General features: G+C 34.0%; 20 protein-coding genes and 1 tRNA gene. 11 read left to right on the top strand and 10 right to left on the bottom strand.

From position 1 onward, the window contains the following. Positions 1 to 30: 30 nt before the first annotated feature. From mreC to Trichorick_RS03365, 4 genes are all read right to left on the bottom strand, one after another. Positions 31 to 933 carry a rod shape-determining protein MreC gene (mreC, locus tag Trichorick_RS03380; protein WP_323738839.1) on the bottom strand — a complete coding sequence of 301 codons (903 nt, stop codon included), beginning with the start codon at positions 931 to 933 and terminating at the stop codon, positions 31 to 33. Positions 934 to 936: 3 nt separating this feature from the next. Further along, positions 937 to 1,977 carry a rod shape-determining protein gene (locus tag Trichorick_RS03375; RefSeq protein WP_323738838.1) on the bottom strand — a complete coding sequence of 347 codons (1,041 nt, stop codon included), beginning with the start codon at positions 1,975 to 1,977 and terminating at the stop codon, positions 937 to 939. A gap of 488 nt (positions 1,978 to 2,465) precedes the next feature. Further along, positions 2,466 to 3,554: an LptF/LptG family permease gene (locus Trichorick_RS03370; RefSeq protein ID WP_323738837.1), complete on the bottom strand. Its 1,089-nt coding sequence runs from the start codon at positions 3,552 to 3,554 to the stop codon at positions 2,466 to 2,468. Positions 3,555 to 3,590: 36 nt separating this feature from the next. After that, positions 3,591 to 3,667, bottom strand: a tRNA-Met gene (locus tag Trichorick_RS03365). Positions 3,668 to 3,919: 252 nt separating this feature from the next. Between Trichorick_RS03365 and Trichorick_RS03360 the strand changes: the two genes are divergently transcribed. Beyond that, positions 3,920 to 4,828, top strand: coding sequence for a mechanosensitive ion channel family protein (locus tag Trichorick_RS03360; RefSeq protein ID WP_323738836.1), 909 nt, complete (start codon positions 3,920 to 3,922; stop codon positions 4,826 to 4,828). Between the two features lie 11 nt (positions 4,829 to 4,839). On the opposite strand, the gene glmM is transcribed toward Trichorick_RS03360, so the two are convergent. After that, positions 4,840 to 6,222, bottom strand: a complete 1,383-nt coding sequence (gene glmM, locus Trichorick_RS03355; protein ID WP_323738835.1) for a phosphoglucosamine mutase — start codon at positions 6,220 to 6,222, stop codon at positions 4,840 to 4,842. Between the two features lie 149 nt (positions 6,223 to 6,371). On the opposite strand from glmM, the gene Trichorick_RS03350 reads away from it, so the two are divergent. Then, positions 6,372 to 7,358 carry a DapH/DapD/GlmU-related protein gene (locus Trichorick_RS03350; RefSeq protein WP_323738834.1) on the top strand — a complete coding sequence of 329 codons (987 nt, stop codon included), beginning with the start codon at positions 6,372 to 6,374 and terminating at the stop codon, positions 7,356 to 7,358. 2 nt (positions 7,359 to 7,360) lie between these two features. Continuing rightward, a complete protein-coding gene (gene glmS / locus Trichorick_RS03345) occupies positions 7,361 to 9,178 on the top strand; it encodes a glutamine--fructose-6-phosphate transaminase (isomerizing) (RefSeq protein ID WP_323738833.1) in 1,818 nt (605 codons plus the stop codon). Between the two features lie 192 nt (positions 9,179 to 9,370). Here glmS and Trichorick_RS03340 read toward each other — a convergent pair whose 3' ends face one another. The 5 genes from Trichorick_RS03340 to Trichorick_RS03320 are packed head-to-tail and all read right to left on the bottom strand — an operon-like array spanning position 9,371 to position 14,713. Continuing rightward, a complete protein-coding gene (locus Trichorick_RS03340; RefSeq protein ID WP_323738832.1) occupies positions 9,371 to 11,161 on the bottom strand; it encodes a type IV secretory system conjugative DNA transfer family protein in 1,791 nt (596 codons plus the stop codon). After that, positions 11,139 to 12,146, bottom strand: coding sequence for a P-type DNA transfer ATPase VirB11 (virB11, locus tag Trichorick_RS03335; protein WP_410250258.1), 1,008 nt, complete (start codon positions 12,144 to 12,146; stop codon positions 11,139 to 11,141). The genes Trichorick_RS03340 and virB11 overlap by 23 nt, the downstream gene beginning before the upstream one ends. Continuing rightward, on the bottom strand, positions 12,143 to 13,585 hold the full coding sequence (locus Trichorick_RS03330) for a TraB/TrbI/VirB10 family type IV secretion system protein (protein WP_323738831.1): 1,443 nt from the start codon (positions 13,583 to 13,585) through the stop codon (positions 12,143 to 12,145). The genes virB11 and Trichorick_RS03330 overlap by 4 nt, the downstream gene beginning before the upstream one ends. Before the next feature lie 11 nt (positions 13,586 to 13,596). Next, positions 13,597 to 14,013 carry a TrbG/VirB9 family P-type conjugative transfer protein gene (locus tag Trichorick_RS03325; RefSeq protein WP_323738859.1) on the bottom strand — a complete coding sequence of 139 codons (417 nt, stop codon included), beginning with the start codon at positions 14,011 to 14,013 and terminating at the stop codon, positions 13,597 to 13,599. Beyond that, entirely contained in the window at positions 14,000 to 14,713 is a 714-nt protein-coding gene (locus Trichorick_RS03320) for a VirB8 family type IV secretion system protein (RefSeq protein ID WP_323738830.1), read from the bottom strand. Before Trichorick_RS03320 ends, Trichorick_RS03325 begins: the two co-directional genes overlap by 14 nt. A gap of 680 nt (positions 14,714 to 15,393) precedes the next feature. Between Trichorick_RS03320 and Trichorick_RS03315 the strand changes: the two genes are divergently transcribed. The 8 genes from Trichorick_RS03315 (at position 15,394) to Trichorick_RS03280 (ending at position 23,757) form a co-directional block, all read left to right on the top strand. After that, positions 15,394 to 17,292 (top strand): hypothetical protein, encoded by a 1,899-nt coding sequence (locus Trichorick_RS03315; RefSeq protein WP_323738829.1) that lies wholly within the window; start codon positions 15,394 to 15,396, stop codon positions 17,290 to 17,292. A gap of 183 nt (positions 17,293 to 17,475) precedes the next feature. Then, a complete protein-coding gene (gene ndk, locus Trichorick_RS03310; RefSeq protein ID WP_323738828.1) occupies positions 17,476 to 17,895 on the top strand; it encodes a nucleoside-diphosphate kinase in 420 nt (139 codons plus the stop codon). A gap of 229 nt (positions 17,896 to 18,124) precedes the next feature. Next, entirely contained in the window at positions 18,125 to 19,975 is a 1,851-nt protein-coding gene (gene mnmG / locus Trichorick_RS03305; protein ID WP_323738827.1) for a tRNA uridine-5-carboxymethylaminomethyl(34) synthesis enzyme MnmG, read from the top strand. A gap of 32 nt (positions 19,976 to 20,007) precedes the next feature. Then, complete coding sequence (gene rsmG / locus Trichorick_RS03300; RefSeq protein WP_323738826.1) at positions 20,008 to 20,613, top strand: 16S rRNA (guanine(527)-N(7))-methyltransferase RsmG; 606 nt, start codon at positions 20,008 to 20,010, stop codon at positions 20,611 to 20,613. Beyond that, positions 20,613 to 21,395, top strand: coding sequence for a ParA family protein (locus tag Trichorick_RS03295; protein ID WP_323738825.1), 783 nt, complete (start codon positions 20,613 to 20,615; stop codon positions 21,393 to 21,395). The genes rsmG and Trichorick_RS03295 overlap by 1 nt, the downstream gene beginning before the upstream one ends. Then, complete coding sequence (locus Trichorick_RS03290; RefSeq protein WP_323738858.1) at positions 21,396 to 22,265, top strand: ParB/RepB/Spo0J family partition protein; 870 nt, start codon at positions 21,396 to 21,398, stop codon at positions 22,263 to 22,265. It begins immediately after the preceding gene. After that, the gene (fsa, locus tag Trichorick_RS03285; RefSeq protein ID WP_323738824.1) at positions 22,265 to 22,915 is read left to right on the top strand and encodes a fructose-6-phosphate aldolase; all 651 of its coding nucleotides are present in this window, start codon (positions 22,265 to 22,267) and stop codon (positions 22,913 to 22,915) included. Before Trichorick_RS03290 ends, fsa begins: the two co-directional genes overlap by 1 nt. Before the next feature lie 5 nt (positions 22,916 to 22,920). Continuing rightward, positions 22,921 to 23,757, top strand: coding sequence for a metal ABC transporter solute-binding protein, Zn/Mn family (locus Trichorick_RS03280; RefSeq protein ID WP_323738823.1), 837 nt, complete (start codon positions 22,921 to 22,923; stop codon positions 23,755 to 23,757). Positions 23,758 to 23,869: the final 112 nt, after the last annotated feature.

The following is a 23,869-nucleotide window of genomic DNA, read 5'->3' as shown; positions in this document are numbered from 1 at the left end:
TTTTCTCAAGTTTGAACTTGTGAGAGAGGTCTATTGCTCCCTTAAAATTGGATTGGCATCATCAGCAGAAGATTTTAATAGAAATTCATCTTTAGAGCCTCTAGAGTATATTGTAACAAAATCAGTTTTCTGTAAATTCACCGCTGATTCTACTATAACCTTTTCTTGTTTTATTGCAGCTATTTTAGCCACCCCAATTCCTGGCGGATAGACAGCTCCATCACCAGATGTCACTAGCTTTTCATCTTTTTGAATGATATGATTATTTTGTAAATACACCATATTAATTAGACCGTTACCTCCAGCTAAGATACCTCTCTCTCTTGAGATTGTGCTAACTACTGGAATTCTTGAATCAGCATCGCTTATTAATATTACTTTTGCATAACTATCGCTCACATCCACAACTCTGCCAATCAACCACTCCCCATTTGTGACTATCTGATCAAGCTCTATACCGTGATTCCGCCCCGCTCCTACCACTGCTGTATGACTAAATGGAGTAAGTGATACAGTAAGTAATCTAGCTGTAGTGTAGGGATATTCGATATCTTTTACAACTGAGAGCAACTTTCTTAATATCACATTTTCTATTCGTATTGATTGCATGTCACTTTGTTGTGTCTTTAGCCTAGCAATCTCCAATTTTAATTCTATGTTTTCCGATTCAATATCATTTAAGTATTTTATCTTACTTGTAATTATATTAATTTGATTTATTACTTGCTCATATAACATTAGACTAACTGATATACAACGTCCAGTAGCTTCTAACGCAATATTAGATAAACTTTTGGTTTCAGCAAAATATAACAAATGTATTGATAAAACAATAAATATTATGATATTAAGACGTTTTACCATCATTATACTAAATTGAACAAAGTCAAATAAATTATTTGTAGACCTGGTTCTATTTGCAAGTATTGCCATAATTTATTCTTGTTTAAATAATACATGTTTAAATTTAGGGAATTCTTCAAGTACTTTTCCAGTACCAAGTGCCACACAAAATAAAGGTTGGTCTGCTACAAATACAGGTAGTTTTGTTGCTTCCGTTAACACACGGTCTAAATTGTGCAATAATGCTCCTCCGCCAGTTAAGATGATACCTTTATCAGCAATGTCAGAAGATAGTTCAGGTGGTGTGCATTCTAACGCCATTTTTACTGCTTCTATAATCTGACTGATGGGCTCAACTAAACTTTCTGCTATTTGCTGAGCATTTAATGTCATTTCTTTAGGTATGCCATTAATTAAGTCACGTCCCTTAATTTCCATACTTTTTTGTTCTAATTCAGGATTAACATATGCTGTACCAATATGTTTTTTTATCCTTTCTGCGGTGGCATCGCCAATTAGTAGATTATAGTGTCTTCTAATATATGAAATAATGGATTCATCCATTTTATCACCACCAACACGTACTGATCTTGCATATACTATACCGCCTAAAGATAGCACTGCTACTTCTGTGGTACCACCACCGATATCCACAACCATTGAGCCGGTAGGATCAGTTACCGGCAAGCCAGCACCAATGGCTGCTGCCATCGGTTCTTCAACCAGAAATACCTCGCGCGCTCCTGCGGCTTCAGCAGCTTCCTGGATTGCTCTACGCTCGACTGGAGTGGATCCAGAAGGCACACAAATAATAATCATTGGCCCAGTAAAAGCTCTTCTATTGTGTATCGTTCTAATAAAATACTTTAACATCTCTTCTGCACCTTTGAAATCAGCTATAACTCCATCTTTGAGTGGACGTTTAGCCTCAATATCAGCAGGAGTACGACCTAACATCATTTTTGCTTCATTACCAAATGCATATGGTTTAAAAGTGCCATTCTCTTTAATTAACGCCACTACTGATGGCTCATTTAGTACTATGCCTTTACTTTTCACATACACCAAAGTATTGGCAGTGCCAAGATCTATTGCCATATCTGACGAAAAAAGACCTCGTAATTTTAAAAACATCTTTATATATCTCCATATTCATTAAAAGAGGTTAGAAGCTGTATACTTCATAATTCGTGAATTTCGCTGGATTTAGGTTCTTGCGCGTGGAAATTTAACTGATATCAACACCAAAAAACTCTGGAGCCTTCGGAGCGTAAGCAGTAACAAGTTTGTTACAACGCCACAATAATCAATCAAATATAGCTTCACTCTCTAGGCATTGCGTACAAAATTTTATGGAGATTATTTATAATGGTTTTTAGTTGAAAAATAATAAAGATTTTGCAGGAATAGCTTATCTATTTCAAAAAATCTTTGTTATTTTGCAGACAAAAAACACTTAAATAAGCCCATTAAAATTTTGTACGCAATGCCTAAGCTCGTAACATTAAATTTTGCACCACTTGCTTATGCTCGCGTATTAATATATGCGGAACCTTGCTCGAGCTGAAATTCAACATCACGTCTTAGTAATTGCCATATGACACGTCAGTTAAACTAGTATATCAAGCTTCATATAAATGTAAAATAATAAAGCTCCCAATAAATATCATTAAACAAATAGGTAATAATACAGCAAGAAGAGGCTTAAGCCCATTATAAGCCAATATTCGTAATATAATTTCCATTGCAGCATAAGATGTAAAGCCCAACAAAATTCCATTTACTACCATTTTTTTATGAGAATTATCCCGTGTTCTTAAACTCAGAAAGCAGCACGATAAAATTGCTGTAGCTGCCATCATTAATGGCTTAAACAATTGTTTATAATAGTGTAGTTGATAATTAACCACCGGCAATCCCGCCTTCAATAAAGTGTTAATTACCGTTGGCAATTCCCAAAATGAAATCATTTCAGGAGAAATAAAACTATTGATTAAGCTATTCATCGATAAACTTGTTGGAATTACAAGATTTACATAAGCTTCAGTAGTATTATTAGTGATTACCTTTGGTTCTGTTAATTGAAATACGTTATTGTCTAATTTAACATGAGGAGCATCTATTCTTTTAATAAAACGATTTCTATCATCAACAAATAACATTATTACGTCATGCATTTCATGAGTTGTTGGGTTAAGTGATTTAGTTTGAATAATGCGATTGGAATTATCATATTCTTCAAAAAAGAAAATCCCAAATTGAGAGATCGTAAGATTATTATATTTTCTTTTAGTTAATTTTGTTTCTATTTGCTCATATTTCATGAGTCCATATATTCCCAACGGATTTATTACTGTTATAATAAATATACCTAATAACAACGTTGCCATAATTGGAATCAACAACAATCGCCATAACGGTATACCATTACACAAAATAATTACCAATTCATTGTATTTGGTTATCCTTCTTAAAAAGAAAAGCATAGCAATAAAACTTATTAATACCGAGATCTCATTGATAAGATAAGGTATTTTATATAACATTAATCGCCAAAATAATGAAGATGGTATATAAGTTGATTTAAATCTTTGGAGTATATCAAAAGCGTTCGATAACAGTAACATACCGACTAGAATACCACTGATTATACCAAAGGATCTATAATATAATTGGAAAATATAGAAAGATAGCGTTCTATAATTGAACATGTACTGCAAATTAATTTAAGAGGTGAGCAGCTTAAATGGTGGGTCCGGCAGGACTTGAACCTGCGACAACACCGTTATGAGCGGTGCGTTCTAACCAACTGAACTACAGACCCTTAATTTTTTGAAGACTTTTCAACTTATATAATTATTATATTTGTAAGTCCAGAAAAATTTGTCATACTACAATTTATGTTTTTCCGTTTTTCACTGCTCAATATCTTTTAATTCTATTATTGGCTTTAATCAGAAAAAAATTGCATTTTTTGGAAAACTTCACAGAGCCTAGTTTACCTTAATATTTTTCAGAATATGGTGAATTTGGAGAGCATAATTAATAAAAATAAATAATTCAAAACATTAATACTATGGAAGAAATATATAATATTCTGAATCTTATTGGCAGGAATTTACATGAAATTTGGCACTACACTATACTGACAATATCAGGTAATAGCGTCAGAGTATCTAACATAATCATGGCGATAGCTCTTTTTTTGGCTGGATTTAAATATTCCGGACATTTTTCAAAATATGTAAAAAATTGCATAAAATCTAAAATTAATTCGGATAAAGATGCAGCCAATGCTATCGAAAAACTTATATTATATACGGCATTATGTATTTATGTCGTAACAATTTTAGAAATCGCTCATGTTCCGCTCAAAACTTTTGCATTTATAGGCGGCGCACTTGCAATAGGTATTGGTCTCGGTGCTCAATCAATAATCGGCAATTTCATTAGCAGCTTGATTATCATGATCGAGCGGCCTTTGAAAATAGGAGATATAGTTGAAATGGAAGGAGTGCTAGGCACTGTGACTTCAGTAGGAGCGCGCTGTGTTGTACTAAATACATTTTCCAATGTTGAAGTATTAGTACCAAACAGCAAACTTATGCAAAACAGCTTGGTAAATTGGACATTAACTAATAGTGCAATAAAACATCAAGTAGAAATTTCTACTCCGAAAACAAGCAAATTTAATTATCAAGAATTTATTAGAGCTCTTAAAACAGTAATAGATAACTTAGAATTTGCTCATCAACACACTGATGAGACAGAAATATATCTTACCAAAATAGATAGCCACCAATTTACATTCTTAATTAATTTTTATTGTAATATAGCACAATTTCAAAACCCAGAATATGTAAAGGGAACGCTAAATATAGCTTTATTAGAACATCTCAAAGATTACGAATTTACTGTAGTCTACCCAAAAATTGTGGAATTAAAACCTTTGTCTGACAAAAGCGATAAAACTCCTGGAGATTAAGTTTATAAAAACTAATCAAGGTTTAATTCTTTCTCAACTTCAATTCGGATATTTGACAACAGATTTTTTGCAAGTGCTGAGTCGATGCTTTCAACCATTAAGCGGATAATGGGTTCAGTACCAGATTTACGTATTATAATCCTGGCTTCTTTGGCATAAATTTTTTGGTACAATCTAGTGATGTTTTCTATCCTATCTTTGCAAATAAGATTTTGTTGGCCATAATATTTATGATCATAATATATATTATGAGTAAATTGCGGTACCGGAGTGAATTTATTGAGTAATTGACTAATTGGAATATTTTGCGCAATTTTATACATTGCCAGCACTTGCAGAGCTACCTTAATACCATCACCTGTAGCTTCGTTTGCACCAATGATAATATGACCAGATTGTTCACCACCTAAATTACACTCAAGTTCACGCATTTTTTGGGCCACATGTTTATCTCCAACATTTGTGCGCACAAGACTAATACCAATGGAATTTAAATAAAGCTCAAGCCCCATATTTGACATAATTGTAGTCACTACCGTATTGTTTTTTAACCCATGATTCATAGCTGATAAATAATCGGCAAGTGCGGCAATAATCTGATCTCCATCTATAGCTTGTCCATTCTCATCTATTATTAGAATCCGGTCAGCATCTCCATCTAACGCGATGCCTAAATCTGCCTTATGTTCTACTACCTTTTTAGCTAGCTCTTTTGCGTCCAAGACACCACATTGATGATTTATGTTAAAACCGTTAGGATTGATTCCACAAGCAATTACTTCCGCTCCAAGTTCATGGAATACTTTGGGAGCAACATCATAAGCAGCGCCATTGGCGCAATCAACTACTATCTTAATACCATCTAACTTATGAATATGTGGAAATGAATATTTCACGTGCTCGATATAACGACCACGTGCATCTTCTAGTTTTACCGCCTTGCCCAAATCATTATAATGAGCCACATACTCTGATAAATCAGTAGACATTAATTGTTCAATCTTATTTTCTAATGCTGCATCCATCTTATAACCAGAGGAGTCAAAAAATTTAACCCCATTATCATAATATGGATTATGTGATGCTGAGATCATCATTCCTAAATCTGCTCGTAAACTTCTGATCAACATTGATATGGCTGGAGTAGGGATTGGTCCTACTAATACTATATTAACTCCCATTGAAATAAAACCAGAGGTTAAAGCAAATTCTAACATATAACCTGATAGTCTGGTGTCTTTTCCAATTACTATAGTAGGTTTAGTTGATCTTTTTTCTGAAAAACCACAAGCTACAGCAGTAGCCATCGCAAGTTTAATCATGATTTCGGGAGTAATAATATTGGTATTACTCCTACCTCTGATTCCGTCAGTGCCAAAATATTTCTTTTGCATTATCGCTACACCTTATCTAAAATAGGAGAGTGTTCAATGAACTGCGTCGATATAAAAATAGAGCACGTCAAGCTTTGAGACCATTTATGGTCTCGCAATGACGGTTTGATACAGTTCATTGAACATTCTCGAATTTTATATTATAATCGATGAGTAATACAATTTTTTTCATAGATACGGAATATAGCAATCAAATGATTGCGTCAAGAGCAATAAAGCAATATGCTGTGGATAATATTACTAATTATCTAGTTACTACCACGATATCTCCTCATAGTATAGTCTTTGTAAAATCTAATTTAATCGGTTTAACTGATGAAATTATTGATCAGTTCATAAAGCAAAAGGCAGAACAGGAAATTCTAGTAGGAGTATTAGCAAATACTGCGTGCATGGTCGGAATTAGCGGCAAATTACGGAGCACATTCTTGCCTAATATTCAATCTTTTGATGAGGCCATTAACAATGAACCAATCTACAATCTTGACTCTCATCCTCTAAAATTACTAAATAATATGAATAAAATTATCGAATTTGAACAGGAAATACAAAATAAATTACGACAAAGTGCGATTGATAAAGGAGTGTTCTTACAAGATCCTGCCACTACTTATCTAGCATTTGACACTGAATTTGGCAATAAAGTATTAGTTGAACCCAATGTTTATTTCGGTACTAACGTTAAGCTACATGATCATGTACATATTAGAGCTTTCTCTTACTTAGAAAAAGTAGAAATAGAAAGTGGCGCAAAAATTGGACCTTTTGCTCGAATACGTGGTGACAGTAGGATTGGAAATAATGTTAAAATAGGTAATTTTGTTGAAATAAAAAATTCTATACTGGATACCGCAAGTTCAGCAGGCCATCTATCCTATATTGGAGATAGCATCATTGGCAAAAATGTTAATATTGGTGCTGGTGTTGTTACCTGTAATTATGATGGCTTTAAAAAACACCAAACTATAATTGCAGATGATACATTTATCGGCTCGAACAGTTCATTAATTGCCCCAATCACTATTGGCACCAACTCGTTTATAGGAGCTGGTTCATTTATTAACCAGAATGTTCCGAATAGCACTTTTGCAAGTGGTCGCAGTAAGCAACAGATGAAACCAAATCGGAGAAAATAAATATGTGCGGGATTATCGCCGGTATTAGTATTAATAATATTTTACCAACCTTAGTCAGTGGTTTGGAAAAATTAGAATATAGAGGCTATGATAGTGCCGGTATAGCTGTGCTAATAAACAATAGACCTCTTATACATACAGTCAAAACTGTTGGTAAAGTTAATGCTTTAAAAAAGCTACTCTCTTTCAAGGAAGAATTAAATAGTTATATTGGTATTGGTCATACCAGATGGGCAACTCATGGAGCACCAAGTGTAGAGAATGCTCATCCGCATGGAACAGAACGAGTAGCTATAGTCCATAATGGTATTATTGAGAACTATAGCCAATTAAAGCAGGAATTACAGCAGCTAGGCTACAAATTTAAGTCTGATACTGACACTGAAGTTGTTGCCAACCTCCTTGATTATTATCTTACATTAGATGTTGACGCTGAGGCTGCAGCTCATCAAACTATCAGTAAATTAGAAGGCTCGTTTGCAGTAGTTTTTATGTTTAGAGATAGTCAATTTTTATTTGCAGCCAGCAAAAAAAATTCATTGATATTAGGCCTGGCTGATCATGGTACTTATATTGCTTCTGATGTCATAGCATTTGGTAATATGGTTAGCGACGTTATTTATCTAGAAGATGGCGATAAAGTGATAGTCAAACTAGACTCTTATTATATTTTTGATCAAGATCAGAACATAGCTAAGCGTACTACCAATAAGTCATTATTGCTTGATGAAATATCTAAAAAAGATTACCCTCATTTTATGCTTAAAGAAATACATGAGCAACCAATAGTATTAGCCAGAACCATAGATAGATATTTAAAAGGAAAAGGGTTATTTGCTTTAGACATCGATTGGCCGCATGTTGATCGTATTAAAATACTAGCATGCGGCACTGCTTATTATTCAGGATTGGTGGCTAAATACTGGCTAGAGGAATTAACCGATATTAATGTTGATCTAGAAATTGCTTCTGAATATAGGTATCGCGCGGTAGCTAGTAGCAAAAATGGAGTCACAATAGTTATTTCACAGTCAGGAGAAACTCTAGATACACTCGAAGCACTTAGAAAAGCAAAAGCTGATGGACAAACTATCATCGCAATCACTAATGTAGAAAAAAGCTCGATTGCACGAATATCAGATTATGTATTACCAATAATGGTCGGCGCTGAAATTGGAGTTGCTTCGACCAAAGCTTTTTTAGGACAATTAATGGTACTAGCTGGCTTAAGCATAGATATAGGAGTAAAGACCGGTAATCTTACTAGTCATAAATCTGAAACCCTAACTACACTATTATTATCAGTTCCAACAATGATCGAAGAAATATTGTTACACTGTAACAATATTAAAAATATCGCCATGCAAATTAAAGATTTTAAAAGCGCTTTATTTATTGCTCGAGGTAGCTTATATCCTATTGCTCTTGAAGGTTCCCTAAAAATGAAAGAGTTATCATATATCCACGCCGAAGGCTATGCTGGTGGCGAATTAAAACATGGCGCAATGGCACTAATTGACAATAACATGCCAGTGATCGCTTTAATACCTCATCATGCTTTTTTATTTGATAAAATGTTTTCTAACCTACAGGAGGTAATTGCCAGGGGAGCGAGAGTATTATCTATTATAAGCAAAGATGATGCTGATAAAGTAGGCGATTATTCTACCTGGATACTACCAATCCCTAACTGCGACCAATTTATTGCGCCCATGATTTATACTATACCATTACAATTACTGGCGTATTATACCGCCGATTTAAAAGGAAATGACATAGATCAACCTCGTAATTTGGCAAAAAGCGTTACTGTGGAATAACCTATGGTGTCATTCCCGCCGTTGCTGGGAATGACATCGAGTGCGTTAAGTTAAGTAAGACTAGTTATATCATACATCTGCGGTTTGCCAGACCCCTGAATAGATACACAAAAATTCAATTAACGTTTTATTTACATCTACCCTCTAAAGTACAACTAACAATAATTCACATTATCTTGTACAAGAGTAAGTTCATGATGATTGTTCGGCTGTACTATTTTCTGTAGTGTTTGTGACGGCTTCTTCGCTGCTTGATGAGGCTGCTTTGTTTTTATTAGGATCGAATGGCTCTTGAGTAGGTATAAAAGTACCTGGCAACAATCTTTTGGTAAAAAACTTATCTTTATAATAAAAAATCTTTTTAGATTTAATCGGTGGCATTGATTCAATTAATACTATTTGCTCATCCCTAGGTAATTGAATTACTTCTTGTGGTAAAAGCAATGCTCTTTGTACAGAAGATACGCTTTTAGACATACCAGATAAATTAAGACCAAAAACTGGATTACTACGAGACACCTGTTCTACAGTTTTATTACCGCAAAGTTGTGAAATTAAATTAGCAGTTTCATAATTATTAGCGGCATAAGTAATACGATAGGTAGAATTTGATAAAAAGGAATTCATCCCAGCTTCTTCATATGTACCCTTTAACTGTTGAGTATCTTGAATAATTAAAAATAAACGTACTCTATATCCTCGAAAGTAAGCGATACCTGCTTTGAATTGCTCCATCTTGCCCAACGTTGGGAACTCATCTAATAAAAACATCACCCCGTATGGTTCTTCTTTAAGATCAGGCATTTTCCGGCTTAAAAACTCTGTAGCCTGTTGATAAAATATCTGCATTAGCTTTTGCAGGCGTTGGATGTTATCTGGAGTAAGTCCTACATAAACAGTAGTTTTTTTCTTTTTAAATTCTAATACATTAAAATCTGAAGAAGCGGTTGCTGCATCAATTAAAGGATTAGCCCATAATTCTAAAGAAGAGTTCATGGTAGAGATCACCCCAGATCGTTCTTTATCGGCTTTTTGTAGGAAAGCTGCGATGTTCATATAGCCTGCAGGATGGATATCTTTACCAAAAGTATCCATAGCAACGGCAAGATTATATACCACGTCATCACTACGCATTGTACGTACTACTTCGCCAAACGATTTAGTCTTACTAGGATCGGCAATTAAAGATAATACGACTCCAAGAAATAGACTTCTTGCTTCATTTTCCCAAAAATCCTGCTTTGGCGATACAAGGTTAGCTATCTTTTGGACATCATCAACCATTTGTCCTGATTTTTTACTTACCCAGTCTATGGGATTATAACAATGTGTTACTCCATCAGGATTTGAAGGTTCCCAAACAAAAATTTCCTGCCCTTGTTTCGCCCGCCAACCGCTAGTAAGCTGATGGTTTTCTAATTTTATGTCATGTACAACTACAGAATGATCCCAAAATAACAAATTAGGGATCACAAAACCAACGCCTTTACCAGCGCCTGTAGGTGCAAATAATAAAATATGCTGAAATCCATCTGCTACAAAATAACCGATATTGTCTACACCAAGCAACACTCCCTGTTTAGCGCGAAGCCCCGCTCTTTCTATATCATCAGCTGTTGCCCAATCAGCATCACCATATACTTTCTCTTTTGGAGCAAAGAACTTTAAATCTTTGATTTTGGTAAAATTTTTATAGTAAAATATGCATACTAATATTGTAGGAGAAATAAGAGATAGTACCAATTTGACCTTTAAATAATTATTATAATCAAAACTGAGTTGTGACCATACATTAATAAGCCATTTTAGATAAGTAAAAGCAATAGTAACAGGTTGTAGGCTTAACTCTATTTGCGTTGAACGATCAACCGACACTAATACAAGCGCTCCACTTATCCAGATGACACAAAATATGACTGTTGGATGAAGTATTGCATGTCCAAAAATATTACGTGCGGTTCTAAGAATTTTCTGGAAATCCATCTTCTTTTCCTAAGCTTTTAAAATATATTTCTGAAATGTATCTCCTGCCACCACTACCACGTTGTAACTGGACAACAATATCAATTACTGCCAATATATATTTTTTTATTTCGTCTGGTGGCATGCCAAGACCAGCTTGCATTACCATTAATTTAAGCTGTTCTAGAGCCATAGCTGGCGTATCTGCGTGTAAGGTTGATATAGATCCTGGATGACCTGTATTAATAGCACGTAAGAAACTAAAGGCTTCTGCTCCTCTTAGTTCGCCAACAATAATACGATCAGGTCTAAGCCTTAAACATGCTTCTATCAACTCTTGTGTAGTGACTTTAGCTCGCCCTTGACCACCCTTTGAAGCAAGTAAATGTACTCTGTTTTGGTGTTTAGGTAATAATACTTCACGAGCGTCTTCAACAGTAATTAACCTTTCGTGAGTAGGGATTTCAGCTAACGCTGCGTTAGTAAAAGTTGTTTTCCCAGTTGATGTCCCACCACTAATAATGATATTTTTTTTGTTTAATATAGCGGTTTTAAGAAACTCTTTAATGTTCTTTTCTTTAAGGAACTGTGCTAAAACTGCATGACTTTCATCTACCTTAGCTTCTGCGGTTGTAGAAGCAAAAGCTCCCATCTTTTCATAATCATCCAAAGATAAATGCATGGTACTGCCTTTTCTAATCGCATATGCCACACAGCCAATTTCGCATGCCGGAGGAAATACAACTTGAATACGATAACCATTTGGTAGAGATGCAGAAAGTAACGGCCTTTCTTCAGAAATGGTCTGATCAGTACTTTGCGCCACAAGTCTGCCCAAACCTAGTAAATGATCTAAATCTAGCTCTGGTATTTTTTCTAACCTTTGATCTCCTCTTTTTTCAACCCAAGCCTCGCCTGGCCTGTTGACCATAACCTCATTAACTCCATCCTCAGCAAAAATATTTTTAAACGGAAATAAATAAGTTTCTAATGCTGCAAAATTCACTTTATTAACCTCGATCTTTTTAGTGCTGCTTTAGGGAATTTATAATCTCTGTTAACATAAATTTTTACTAAAGTACCTTGATCTATAGTAGTTGTTGGCTTAAATTCTTGTTGGGTAACCATAGTTTTAAAAGTATCAGTTACATCAGTAAATGCTTGTTTTGAGGCATCTTGCGCCTGAGTCGTGGAAGCATTAGCAGCAGTAGTGGTAAGTAAGCTTGATACTGCAGCATTAGCACTGTTGGTTATGGATGCCAGCTTTTGCTCGTCTGTAGCACCAGTAGTACTCTGTATGCTTGTACAAGCTTGAGTCATAGAAGTGTAAGCCGAAGACGTTTTATCACTAATCGCTGCTTGAGTTTGCGCACAAATTTGGATAACTTTAGCAGCAGCAGTGGCATTACTAGCAGTAACTGTAGATAATATATTTTGGATAGAAGTAGCGGCAGCAGTATTAGTCGCATTTGCCTGAGAGCTAATCGGTGGTGCTACTATTTTATCTAAAGCATTAGCTATAGCAATATTAAATGCTGACATTAAAATTGCATTTGAGAATTGTTCGGTATATTTATTATCAACTCTACCTTGTATTCCTTGTCTACCTAAACCGTCTACGATAGGAGTAAGTTGTAGGTTTATAGTATAACCGCTAGCTAAGTCAATTCTATTCCACTGTATTAATATTCTACCATAGTTACCATCCATTGTGCCAACTTGATAAATTCCAAACACTCTTGTTCCCTTAGGAATTAATATAACTTTAGCTCCTTCAGCAAATACATCTCTACTGACTACAGCTCTTACTTCTCCACCTATATCACTGCTTATAGCGGTTTCCAGTACTGCGTCAATTATCTTTCCACGTCCAAGAACAAATTCCATGGCTCCACGCTCAGTAAAATCTGTTTCTTGTTGAATCTGTTCTGGAGTTTTTTTTGATCCAGCTCCAGCCACTAAAATTATTGTTGATTTTCTTTTTGCTTCTTTACGCTTTTGAGCATCAGTGTTATCCACTAATTTTGGTGGTAGCATGGATTCTAAAGCGGGAGTTTCAACTTTTGTCGGTACTACCTCTGGTAGTGGCATTGGTGGTGGTTCTTCAAGTTTTAATGGTGGTGGCGGCGGTGGCGGTGGCGGTGGTGCTTCTTTGGGAGTAATTAATTTTGGTAAATCTGGTAATTGTGGAATTTTTGGCGCATCAGACACTTTACTTTCTACTGGCTTAGTAACTTGAGTAGGTGCAGTTATTGGTGGTTCAGTGGTAGTAGGAGTTTTATTGATAAATAAATTAAAAATTAAATACCCAAAAATACCGCAAATGCCTACTAAAATTAAAAGACTTTGTTTTGGGTTAGCCGCAACCTTTGAAAGCTCTTGTTGAACTTCAGGTTTTGTGCCAGCTCGTTCTGTTTTTACCTCAGAGGTAGTTTGTTCTGCCATATCTTTAAAATTTATCCAGATTTTCGTTTTGGATAATAGAATCTAATTGCGTAAACCAGATCCTTTTCTTCACCGTCTTCTAATTCTTTTGCAACAATATCAAATTGATAAGTTCTTTTATTGGTAATGATAGTCATATTAGTTCTAATATTTTTTTCCAATGGCTTTATAAACAATCGATTAGCCAGTGGTGTTATTTTCCATACATAAGAATCACCCAGAGTAATTGTTTGAATTTCTTCGTTTTTGGCAAATTCTATATGCGATTGAAACCCAAAATGTAATACTAATAAATATACCTCATTCGGATTATATATGTAGGTTTTTATTCTATTATCAGTAGTAATTGGCAAATCGTCTTCATAGATTACTCCATAACTACTACTTAATAGACTTAAGATTACTATTAAAAATCTAACTATTATCATCATCTACTCTATAACCTTGTACTTGGAAACCTATTGGATTAATATCACGTTCTGTTTCTGTTAAATCCATTGCTATATAATTAAAGTCTATTATTGCTAATTTATTAAACACTCTCCTATTTTCTGAAGTTTCACTGATCGAAAATCTCAGCATATATTTTTTTGCATCTAACTTGGACCATGATTTGACTGTCAGGAAAGTAGTGTTTTTTTGTCCATATATTACACTAGGATTTACATCTTGATTTTTTAAGTAACCAAGATAAGTAAAAAATATACTACTGGAAGAAAATAATCTTACTATTTGTTTAGCCTGAGTATCAAAATCAACCGGGTTATAAGTTTCTCTTGCGATAACGTATTTTTTAATGAAGTATCTAGCTAACGAATCGTTACCCTCAAGCATTTGCGATGATGTTGGGTTAACAATTTTTGCCATACCAGTAGTTTCATCAATTTGAATTACAAAAGGATCAAATCTTTTAGAATTAATGACAACCGCAACAGATATAATTGAAATTATAGATAGTATGACAAAAATTAACAACAACATAAACAAGATATTACGTTGTACTACTATACTGTCGTATCTTTCTTCATACCAATTTCTAACTGATCGTACTACATTACTCTGCTGACTATCTTGTGTCGCAGCTGCGGTAGATTTGAATTTTTGCAGTAAGCTAGTTAAATTGAACATTAGATTTCAGTTTAATATGTCGGACTTAATTATGCCTTTACTTCTTTGATTAAAAAATAAAAAATGTCAAAATATCATGTTGTAGCTATAAAAATCTTATTAATTCGTTGTTTTTATATTGTATTTTCAGCGCATTAGATCTTGGTTAGTAATTGTTTATATAGTTTACCTCCTCACAAACTTAAGCACGAGCTTCGCTTCAAAGAAGATATATAGACCTCTTGTAACTAGGTATAGCGTCGGTCAGAGCTAGTTACTCTCAAATTTCGCGTGGATTCACCTGTGCTCACGTATTATAAAGCTTGCGCAAGGCCTCACACTAAAATTTAAAAGTAACTAGCTCACTGACTCTAGCTATATTGCGTACAAAATTTGACTCAAGTCGCAGCATACAATCCTCATCTATATTTTTGTCTAAAAAATTCCTTAACTATAGCATAGTACGCTAAACATATTGTGCCTCAGTCATACGTGTCTCGGCTGATCTATTATTAAATAACACAAATTTTAATTTATACGTAAATAATAATTATATTTTTATATACAATAAAAAGTTAAAAAATGACAGATTACAAACAGTTCTTCTTACAGCGGCTAAGAGTGAAGACAATGATCAAGTGCAACAAATACTTGACTCGACTGACCTATTTGAAATAACTACTCGCACTATTCAGGAACTTATGAAAATTGCTCGGTGCCACCATCCCGAGCCTGAGCTAGTATTAAAAATATTTGCTTCAAACAAAGTTAAAAAGATAAGTCTTGATATACTTAAACAGGATTTTATTCGTCATCTAACTGCTGATTTTATTGATAAATTTTTTGCTTTAGATAAAATTGTGAATTGTGGCCTACATCACTTTATAGCTGTTATTAAGAAAACAAATAATACTGACACTATAAAAAAAGTATTATATTCTCTTAAGCCTTGGGATTCTTCCGTTTATACAATTGTGACTCAAATAATTGACAAGCATCCTAATCTTGCTCTAGAGTATTTACAACGAGCACCGATAGTAACACTAGATGATATGCAGGACATGATATCGTGTTATAACTCCGAATTCATTTATAAAGTTATTGATATAACAGCTGCGCATTGCAGCTACTCAATATTAGAAAATTGCTTTCAATACAATGTTATATCTCTTAGTCCTACGCAACGAAATAATAATCATTTAAAAAAGCTCATAACAGTAAAAAATCTAGATGGATTGCCCTTAATAAATATTAATGAATACCAAGCAAAGCTATGGGATAAATATTCTGCTGATCCAGAAATGATGCAGTATTTACGTGAGCATGGTTTTCGCCATAATAAGCAAGAAATAACTAAAGAAACGGTAGAAAAAGTAAAAGAAGTAGTAAAAGCAAAAGAAATAGTAACGAATCCTCAATCGGCGCATACAAGAAGCGTTGAAGAAGAAAAGCAATTAGCTAAACTTAAACAGCAATTTCCTGATCTCAATATTGAACAAGCTATAAGTGAGATTGGTGCATGCATTAACGAACTAAAAACGAATGCTAATGCACCTAAACAAAGTATTACTTTTGATGGTGATAGCATTGCGGTCGGGATAAGAACTGTAGATAGTAGTAAGACGGTAACTACAACGCTAAAAATTGCCGATGCTTTAACATTAGCGAATCGAGCATTTGATGGTTTAGTAGCTGCTGTGCATTTAGGAACTCCGGATGCTACAAAAATATTGGCCTTAGTATGGCAAAAATTACATCAACAGGAAGTAGCATCTAAAAAGCCTTACTATTATACCAGTGATCTGATTAAAGCATTGGCTCAAATAGCTTGTGAGTATGTTAAGGTAGGGCAAGAGATAGAGTTCAATGCTAGTTGTGTTGGCGGTAGCCTGAATATATTACTTGATTTATCCAAAACGCACGAATTGTTAACATCATCAACAAATCAACCTCAGATACCTCGAATTAATAAGGTAGATTTTTCGCAATATATTATAGAAGAAGTTATGCCTAACTTCGATCAGGGGTTGCTTAAAGTAATTCTAGATCGGATAGCTAAGTCTGATAATACTGATGGAATGGAGTGGCGCTATGAGCAAGCATTAAGAGCAATATTAAATCAATCTCTGTATAAATTTAAATTATTGCAATTTGGTGAAGCTCATAGAGTACCTGATGACGAAGATTTTATTATTGTAGCAGAGTTATTACCTACGATACCTCAAATTTATGCTTCTTCAACTGTAGAAGAGACTACTGTTGGTATAGAAAGGCTTAAAAATTCAATTTGCAATAGTTTTAAGCAGATATTTAAGTTAGAAGCTACTCATCAAGCAGAAATTACCAAAAATACGGTTGCTCATTTAACTGAAAGATTAAAGACTTTAATAAGTAAATTCATGAATGACACAAGTGAGCCTAGCCAAATTGTAAAAGAAGTATCTAAATACTTGACGGATCATGAGGTTAATCTTGATGATTTCAATAAGTATGGGCTAAATCTAGTGGAACAGGTTGAGGCATTCTTTACAAGTCTATATGCTGCTAATGATCCTTCCGGACTGATTGGTGGAACGATGACGTATGATCTTGAGTCTTAATTAATGGTTAACTTCATCTTCATAAGATATATAGCTAGAGTCAGTGAGCTAGTTACTTTTAAATTTTAGTGTGAAGTGATTTTTGTTAGCTCATCAAAAAATTAAGAATAAAGTTTAACTTGCTAAAGATTATAAAATCGTGTAATAATTTAAGACTTTAATTTATAATGGTCTATAAATCACATGATAGAATATACTTTTTCAATTATCAAGCCTGATGCTACTAAAAGAAATTTGATAGGATCAATAAACTCGTTGCTAGAACAGGTGGGTTTAAGAATTGTTGCGCAGAAAATGATGATCCTTACTCCTGCTCTGGCAACAGCATTTTATCTTGAACATAAAGATCGCCCATTTTTTGCAAGTCTTATTAAGTACATGACCTCAGGCCCTGTAGTGTTACAAGTGCTAAAAGGAGAAAATGCGGTAATGTTAAATCGCCAAGTTATGGGTGCAACTAATCCTGAACAAGCAGAGGCTGGTACTATCAGAAAAATTTTTGCTAATAATATCGAAGAAAATAGTATTCATGGTTCTGATAGTATTCAGAGTGCACAAAGAGAAATTAGTTTTTTCTTTGCCGGCTATGAAATTATTGAATAAAATTAGATGTTTCACGTGAAACAAATAAGGTATGAAATTTCAAGAATGTTCAATAAACCGCATCAAATCGTCAAGCTTTGAGACCACGTTATAGTGGTCGAAGCAATTTAGTCGATTGCAGTTTTTTCTGGATTGCTTCGATAACGCCCTCGTAATGACGATTTGACACAGTTCATTGAACATTCTTGAAATTTGCTGATAAAATGCAAGCTTTGCAAAAAAAATTCAAATGACAAAATATGATATAGTGGTTATTGGTGGTGGACATGCTGGTTGTGAAGCAGCGGCAGCAGCAGCACGCTTAGGAGTGCAGACGTTGTTAATCACTTTAGCGCCTGAAAATATTGGAGCAATGTCTTGCAATCCTGCTATTGGTGGTGTTGCTAAGGGCACTCTAGTTAAAGAGGTTGATGCATTGGACGGTTTGATGGCGTATGTAGCTGATCAAGCCGGAATTCATTATAAGATTCTTAACGAAACCAAGGGGCCTGCGGTATGGGGACCTCGAGCTCAGGCCGATAGAAAGCTTTATCATGCTGCAATGTTAAGCGCCATTTTAAGCTATCCTAATTTAACAGTATCATATAATGTTGTTGAAGATGTTATTGTTGACAATGCTGAAGTACAAGCCGTTATTTTACAAAATGGTAATAAAATAGAATGTAAGAAAGTGATTATCACTACCGGCACTTTTTTGTCAGGCCTTATTCATATTGGTAGTAAAACTATTCCAGCAGGAAGAGTTGGTGAGCCACCATCAATCGCATTAGCAAATACTTTAAAAAAAATGAATTTTAGACTAGGGCGTCTAAAAACTGGTACTCCACCACGAATAGATGGTAATAGTATTGATTATAGTAAGCTGGAAGCGCAGGCTGGGGATGCGGTGCCGAGACCATTTTCAGAGATGACAGAAGCTGTTAAAGTATTGCAAAATAATTGCTTTATTACTAGAACCACGCAAGCGACGGCTGCAATTATTCAAAATAATTTGAATAAATCTGCAATGTATTCAGGTCAAATAGAAGGTGTAGGGCCAAGATATTGTCCTTCAATAGAAGATAAAATTGTTAAATTTAGCTCTAAAAATAGTCATCAGATTTTTCTGGAACCGGAAGGGTTGGACGATAATACTATATATCCTAATGGCATTTCTACTTCACTTCCTGAAGATGTTCAGCTTGAATTTGTTCATACTATACCAGGACTCGAGCATGCTATTATTCTTAAACCAGGATATGCTATTGAATATGATTACATTGATCCCAGAGAATTAAGAGCTACATTAGAAACCAAAAAAATTAAAGGATTATATTTAGCTGGTCAAATTAATGGTACTACCGGTTACGAAGAAGCGGCCGGACAAGGGATTATTGCCGGTATTAATGCAGCATTATCATGCCAAAATCAGCCAAATTTTATTTTAACCAGAGCTGATGCTTATATTGGTGTGATGATTGATGATCTGATTAATTTAGGTACTACTGAACCTTATCGAATGTTTACTTCACGCTCTGAATATCGTCTTTCTGTACGAGCGGATAATGCTGATTATAGATTAACTCCTTTAGGAATAAAAATTGGCTTAATTTCATCAGCTAGAATGCAAATATTTAATAAAAAATATGCTAAACTTGAGCAAGCGAGAACGCTAACTCAGTCTTTAAAAATCACTACCAGTAAATTAGAAAAATTAGGAGTGACAATTGCACAAGATGGTGCTTATAGATCAGCCTTTAATTTATTAGGCTTAACAAATGTGGGTTTAGATAAAATTTTGGATATTTTTCCTGAGCTTAGTAATGTTGATAAAAAAACTTTATTTTCTTTGCATATTGAATCCAAATATTCTAACTATCTTTTTAGACAACAAGCAGATATTGTTTTATTTAATCAGGAAGAATCAGAATTAATTCCTGATAATATTGATTATAGTATAATTCCTGCTTTGTCTTTAGAAATTAAAGAAAAACTAATGCAAATAAGACCGGCGTCTATTGGAGCGGCTAGAAGAATTGCTGGGATGACTCCGGCGGCGCTTACTGCGTTGATAATCTACATAAAATCATATACTCGTTAAATTTCGTATATGCTCATGGGATAGCAAGATTTATGAAAAATATTGATGATTTGTTGTTTGAGATTAGCAATGTTTCACGTGAAACATTGTCAGCGCTTGAAGATTATATGCAATTAGTATCTGAGTGGAATAAAAGCATTAATTTGTTATCTAGAAATACCACTGATGAATTATTAAAGAGACATATAGTCGATTGTTTGCAAATAATGAATTTTATCAAAGATAGTAATATTCATGTAGTTGATGTTGGTAGTGGCGCTGGGTTGCCAGGAGTAATATTATCGATTGCCGGTATAAAAGCGGTTACTTTAGTTGAAGCTAATAGTAAGAAATCAGCTTTTTTATTGCAAGCAGCACAAATTTCCAGTAATAAAATAGAAATAATTAATGGCAGAATAGAAGATATAAATATAGAGTGCGATATTGTTACTAGTAGAGCATTGGCAGATCTTGAAATGATTTTCAACTATGTCGAGCATCTTGAAATAAAAGATAAGTATTTACTGCTTAAAGGTGCAAAATATCAGGAAGAATTAATTAAAGCGCAAAAGAATTGGCAATTTGATCATGTTATATATGATAGTATCTTGTCAAATACCAGCAAAATTCTAGAGATCAATAATTTAGTAAGAATTTGATGAGCACAAGCCAAATAATAGCAATCGTTAATCAGAAAGGTGGAGTGGGTAAAACCACGACAACAATAAATCTATCAACAGTGTTAGCAACCACTGGAGCTAATATTTTAGTGATTGATCTGGATCCTCAGGGGAATACTAGTACTGGATTTGGTGTTTCGCAACAAGATAGAAAAAATAATATTTATCAAGCTTTAATTGGAGAAATTTCAATTAATCAATGCATTATTACAACTCAAGTTCCTAACTTAAATATTATTACAGCTAATACCAATTTATCAGCAATTGAATTAGAATTAGTTCCATTAAAAGATCGAGAATATGTTTTGTCTAAAATATTAAAATCCTTAAGTAGTACTTATGATTATATTATTATAGATTGCCCGCCATCTTTGAGTTTATTAACCATTAATGCTTTGGTTGCTGCTGATAAAGTATTGATTCCAATGCAATGTGAATTTTATTCATTGGAAGGGTTAAGCCATCTATTAAAAACGATTGAGCTTATAGAAAAAAATCTTAATCCAAAAATAAAAATCATCGGTATTTTATTTACGATGTATGACAAAAGAAATCGTCTTACCGAGCAAGTGGAAGAAGATGTACGGAGATGTTTAGGCGATCTGGTTTTTAATACCACAATACCAAGAAATGTTAGGCTATCAGAAGCTCCATCCTATGGCCAACCAGCAATATTATATGATCATAAATGTTCTGGATCGATCGCTTACATTGAATTAACCAAAGAAATATTAGATAAAAAGATTCTTTATGGAGAATAAATAATGAAACACCGGGGTTTAGGTAAAGGATTATCAGCGCTGTTGAAAGAAGAGGTGGTGTCGGTAAATAATGAGTTAGTAAAGCTCGTTGATATAGATAAACTTGAAGCTGGTGTTTATCAACCGCGTAAGCATTTTGAGTACGAAAAAATAAAAGAGCTAGCAGATTCTATTGCCAACTCAGGATTATTACATCCAATTATTGTCAGCGCTGCTGATGATGGAAAATATAAAATCATTGCTGGAGAGCGACGCTGGAGAGCATGTAAAATTGCTGGCTTTACTGATATACCGGTAATTATCAAGGATTTAACTAGCCAGGAAATTTTAAGAATTTCCTTAATTGAAAATATTCAACGAGAAGAATTATCTGCTATTGAAGAGGCAGAAGGATTTGCTAGATTAATTAAGGAATTTAATTATACTCAGGAGCAATTAGCAGAAATTCTTAGCAAAAGTCGTAGTCATATTGCTAATTTATTGAGGCTCAATCAATTACCTCAGGCTGTTAAAGATCAAGTAATGAACGGTCAGTTAACAATGGGGCATGCAAGATGTTTAGTAGGTAATGAGTATGCTGAAGCAATAGCAAATTATATTATTCAACATGATTTAAATGTTAGGCAAGCTGAAAATATTGCAAAGAGCTGGAATAAACAAGATGATCTAGCTATAGCATCGCCACCAAAACATAGTCAAAGAACATCGTCAACTAATAGTGATCACAATGATCTAGAATTATTGACACAATCATTAATTCAGAAATTTGGTGTCAAAATTACGATAGAAGAAGGTCGTAATGGTGGTAAGCTAATATTTCATTATGAAACTTTAGATATGCTTGATGAAATTTTATCGAGGTTAGGTTAATGCAGATTTTTTTAGATAGTGCTAATATTAAAGAAATAGAAGAAGTTTATAATTTAGGTATTATCGATGGAATAACCACTAATCCTTCGCTAATGTCAAAAACTAATAGTGAATTTATCGCAACAATAGCTGCTATTTGTAAGATAGTAAACGGAGATGTAAGTGTTGAAGTCGTTGCCAATGATTTTGAGATGATGATCCAGCAAGGTGAAAAAATTCTAGAGATAGCAGATAACGTTGTTATAAAGCTTCCTGTAACCTGGAACGGGATTAAGGCATGCAAATATTTTGCTAGACAAAGTATAAAAGTAAATATGACTTTGTGCTTCTCAGTAAATCAAGCATTATTGGCAGCAAAAGCTGGAGCATATTATATATCACCTTTTATTGGTAGATTAGATGATATCGGCGATAATGGAATGAGGCTAATAAGTGATATCAGGCATATGTATGATCGGCAAAAACAAGATACTAAGATCCTTGCGGCTTCAATTAGAAACCCTCAACATGTTGCTGCAGCAGCAATGATTGGAGCTGATGTGATTACTTTGTCTGGTAAAACTTTATGGCAACTACTTGATCATCCATTAACTGATAAAGGGTTAGATATCTTTAATAAAGACTGGGCACATTCTGGATTAACTATTTAAGCATTGTGATCAGAAGAATTATACAACATTTAATAATCATTGCTATTGCACTAATAAATATTACAGCAATAGCTAAGCCTAAAATAATTACCAGTATAGTGCCACTAGCAAGTATAGTAGCAATGTTAATGGATAATCAGGCGGAAATTAGTGCTATTGCTGTAACGCAAAATTGTCCTCATCATTATCATATTAGGCCAAGTGATCTACAGAAAATCAAACATGCTGATATTGTAATTTATATAGACGATAAATTTGATGGTTTTATCGTAAAAATAGTCAATAACCATAATAAAAATATTATTAAGCTTAGTAATTTACCATCAATAAAATTTCTGACAGAGGATAATCAACATAATTGGCATTTTTGGTTGAATTTATCAAATGTACAAGCGCTTTTAGAAGAATTAGCGATAATTTTTGTAAAATCTTTTCCCAAGCTAGAAAAAAATATTCTCACTAATTTAGACGCAGCAAAGCTACAGCTCAATGAATTAGCCCAAATAAAAGCAACGGCTTTAAATAATTTAACTGACGTTATTTTATTAAGTGATAGTGCAGAGCATTTTTTCATCGACAAATATAAAATATATAAATTATATCAGCCTGAATATAAAAGCTTGAAATATATGAATAACCTTGAGCAATTATTAGCAAATTCTGTTAATAAGTGCATAATAATCAGTAATGAGCAAAATCATAAATTATATGATAAATTAGCTGCTGCAGTAATACAAATAGATAGTGAGAATTGGCAATTAGCTACAGTTAATGCCAGAACATTTTATGATCAATACTTTAGGTTGATTCAAGCTATAATGAAATGTACTGATAAATATTAGACTTCTCTTAGAGCCTGCCAGATCAGTAGTATAAGGGGTAATTTTGCTCACTCAAAACGCAGGCGAAGTTCCGAAACAAACCAAAAGACTGCTTGCGGTACTCGACTTTGTT

Source organism: Candidatus Trichorickettsia mobilis (genome assembly GCF_034366785.1).
Classification (GTDB): domain Bacteria; phylum Pseudomonadota; class Alphaproteobacteria; order Rickettsiales; family Rickettsiaceae; genus Trichorickettsia; species Trichorickettsia mobilis_A.
The sequence above is the reverse complement of the archived record's forward strand: the minus strand, read 5'-3'. Positions and strand labels throughout refer to the sequence as shown.

Bases quoted from the DNA above. Each gene is read 5' to 3' on its own strand.
- mreC (WP_323738839.1), bottom strand. From the start codon at position 933: ATGGCAATACTTGCAAATAGAACCAGGTCTACAAATAATTTATTTGAC.
- Trichorick_RS03375 (WP_323738838.1), bottom strand. From the start codon at position 1,977: ATGTTTTTAAAATTACGAGGTCTTTTTTCGTCAGATATGGCAATAGAT.
- Trichorick_RS03370 (WP_323738837.1), bottom strand. From the start codon at position 3,554: ATGTTCAATTATAGAACGCTATCTTTCTATATTTTCCAATTATATTAT.
- Trichorick_RS03360 (WP_323738836.1), top strand. From the start codon at position 3,920: ATGGAAGAAATATATAATATTCTGAATCTTATTGGCAGGAATTTACAT.
- glmM (WP_323738835.1), bottom strand. From the start codon at position 6,222: ATGCAAAAGAAATATTTTGGCACTGACGGAATCAGAGGTAGGAGTAAT.
- Trichorick_RS03350 (WP_323738834.1), top strand. From the start codon at position 6,372: ATGAGTAATACAATTTTTTTCATAGATACGGAATATAGCAATCAAATG.
- glmS (WP_323738833.1), top strand. From the start codon at position 7,361: ATGTGCGGGATTATCGCCGGTATTAGTATTAATAATATTTTACCAACC.
- Trichorick_RS03340 (WP_323738832.1), bottom strand. From the start codon at position 11,161: ATGGATTTCCAGAAAATTCTTAGAACCGCACGTAATATTTTTGGACAT.
- Trichorick_RS03330 (WP_323738831.1), bottom strand. From the start codon at position 13,585: ATGGCAGAACAAACTACCTCTGAGGTAAAAACAGAACGAGCTGGCACA.
- Trichorick_RS03325 (WP_323738859.1), bottom strand. From the start codon at position 14,013: ATGATAATAGTTAGATTTTTAATAGTAATCTTAAGTCTATTAAGTAGT.
- Trichorick_RS03320 (WP_323738830.1), bottom strand. From the start codon at position 14,713: ATGTTCAATTTAACTAGCTTACTGCAAAAATTCAAATCTACCGCAGCT.
- Trichorick_RS03315 (WP_323738829.1), top strand. From the start codon at position 15,394: ATGAAAATTGCTCGGTGCCACCATCCCGAGCCTGAGCTAGTATTAAAA.
- ndk (WP_323738828.1), top strand. From the start codon at position 17,476: ATGATAGAATATACTTTTTCAATTATCAAGCCTGATGCTACTAAAAGA.
- mnmG (WP_323738827.1), top strand. From the start codon at position 18,125: ATGACAAAATATGATATAGTGGTTATTGGTGGTGGACATGCTGGTTGT.
- rsmG (WP_323738826.1), top strand. From the start codon at position 20,008: ATGAAAAATATTGATGATTTGTTGTTTGAGATTAGCAATGTTTCACGT.
- Trichorick_RS03295 (WP_323738825.1), top strand. From the start codon at position 20,613: ATGAGCACAAGCCAAATAATAGCAATCGTTAATCAGAAAGGTGGAGTG.
- fsa (WP_323738824.1), top strand. From the start codon at position 22,265: ATGCAGATTTTTTTAGATAGTGCTAATATTAAAGAAATAGAAGAAGTT.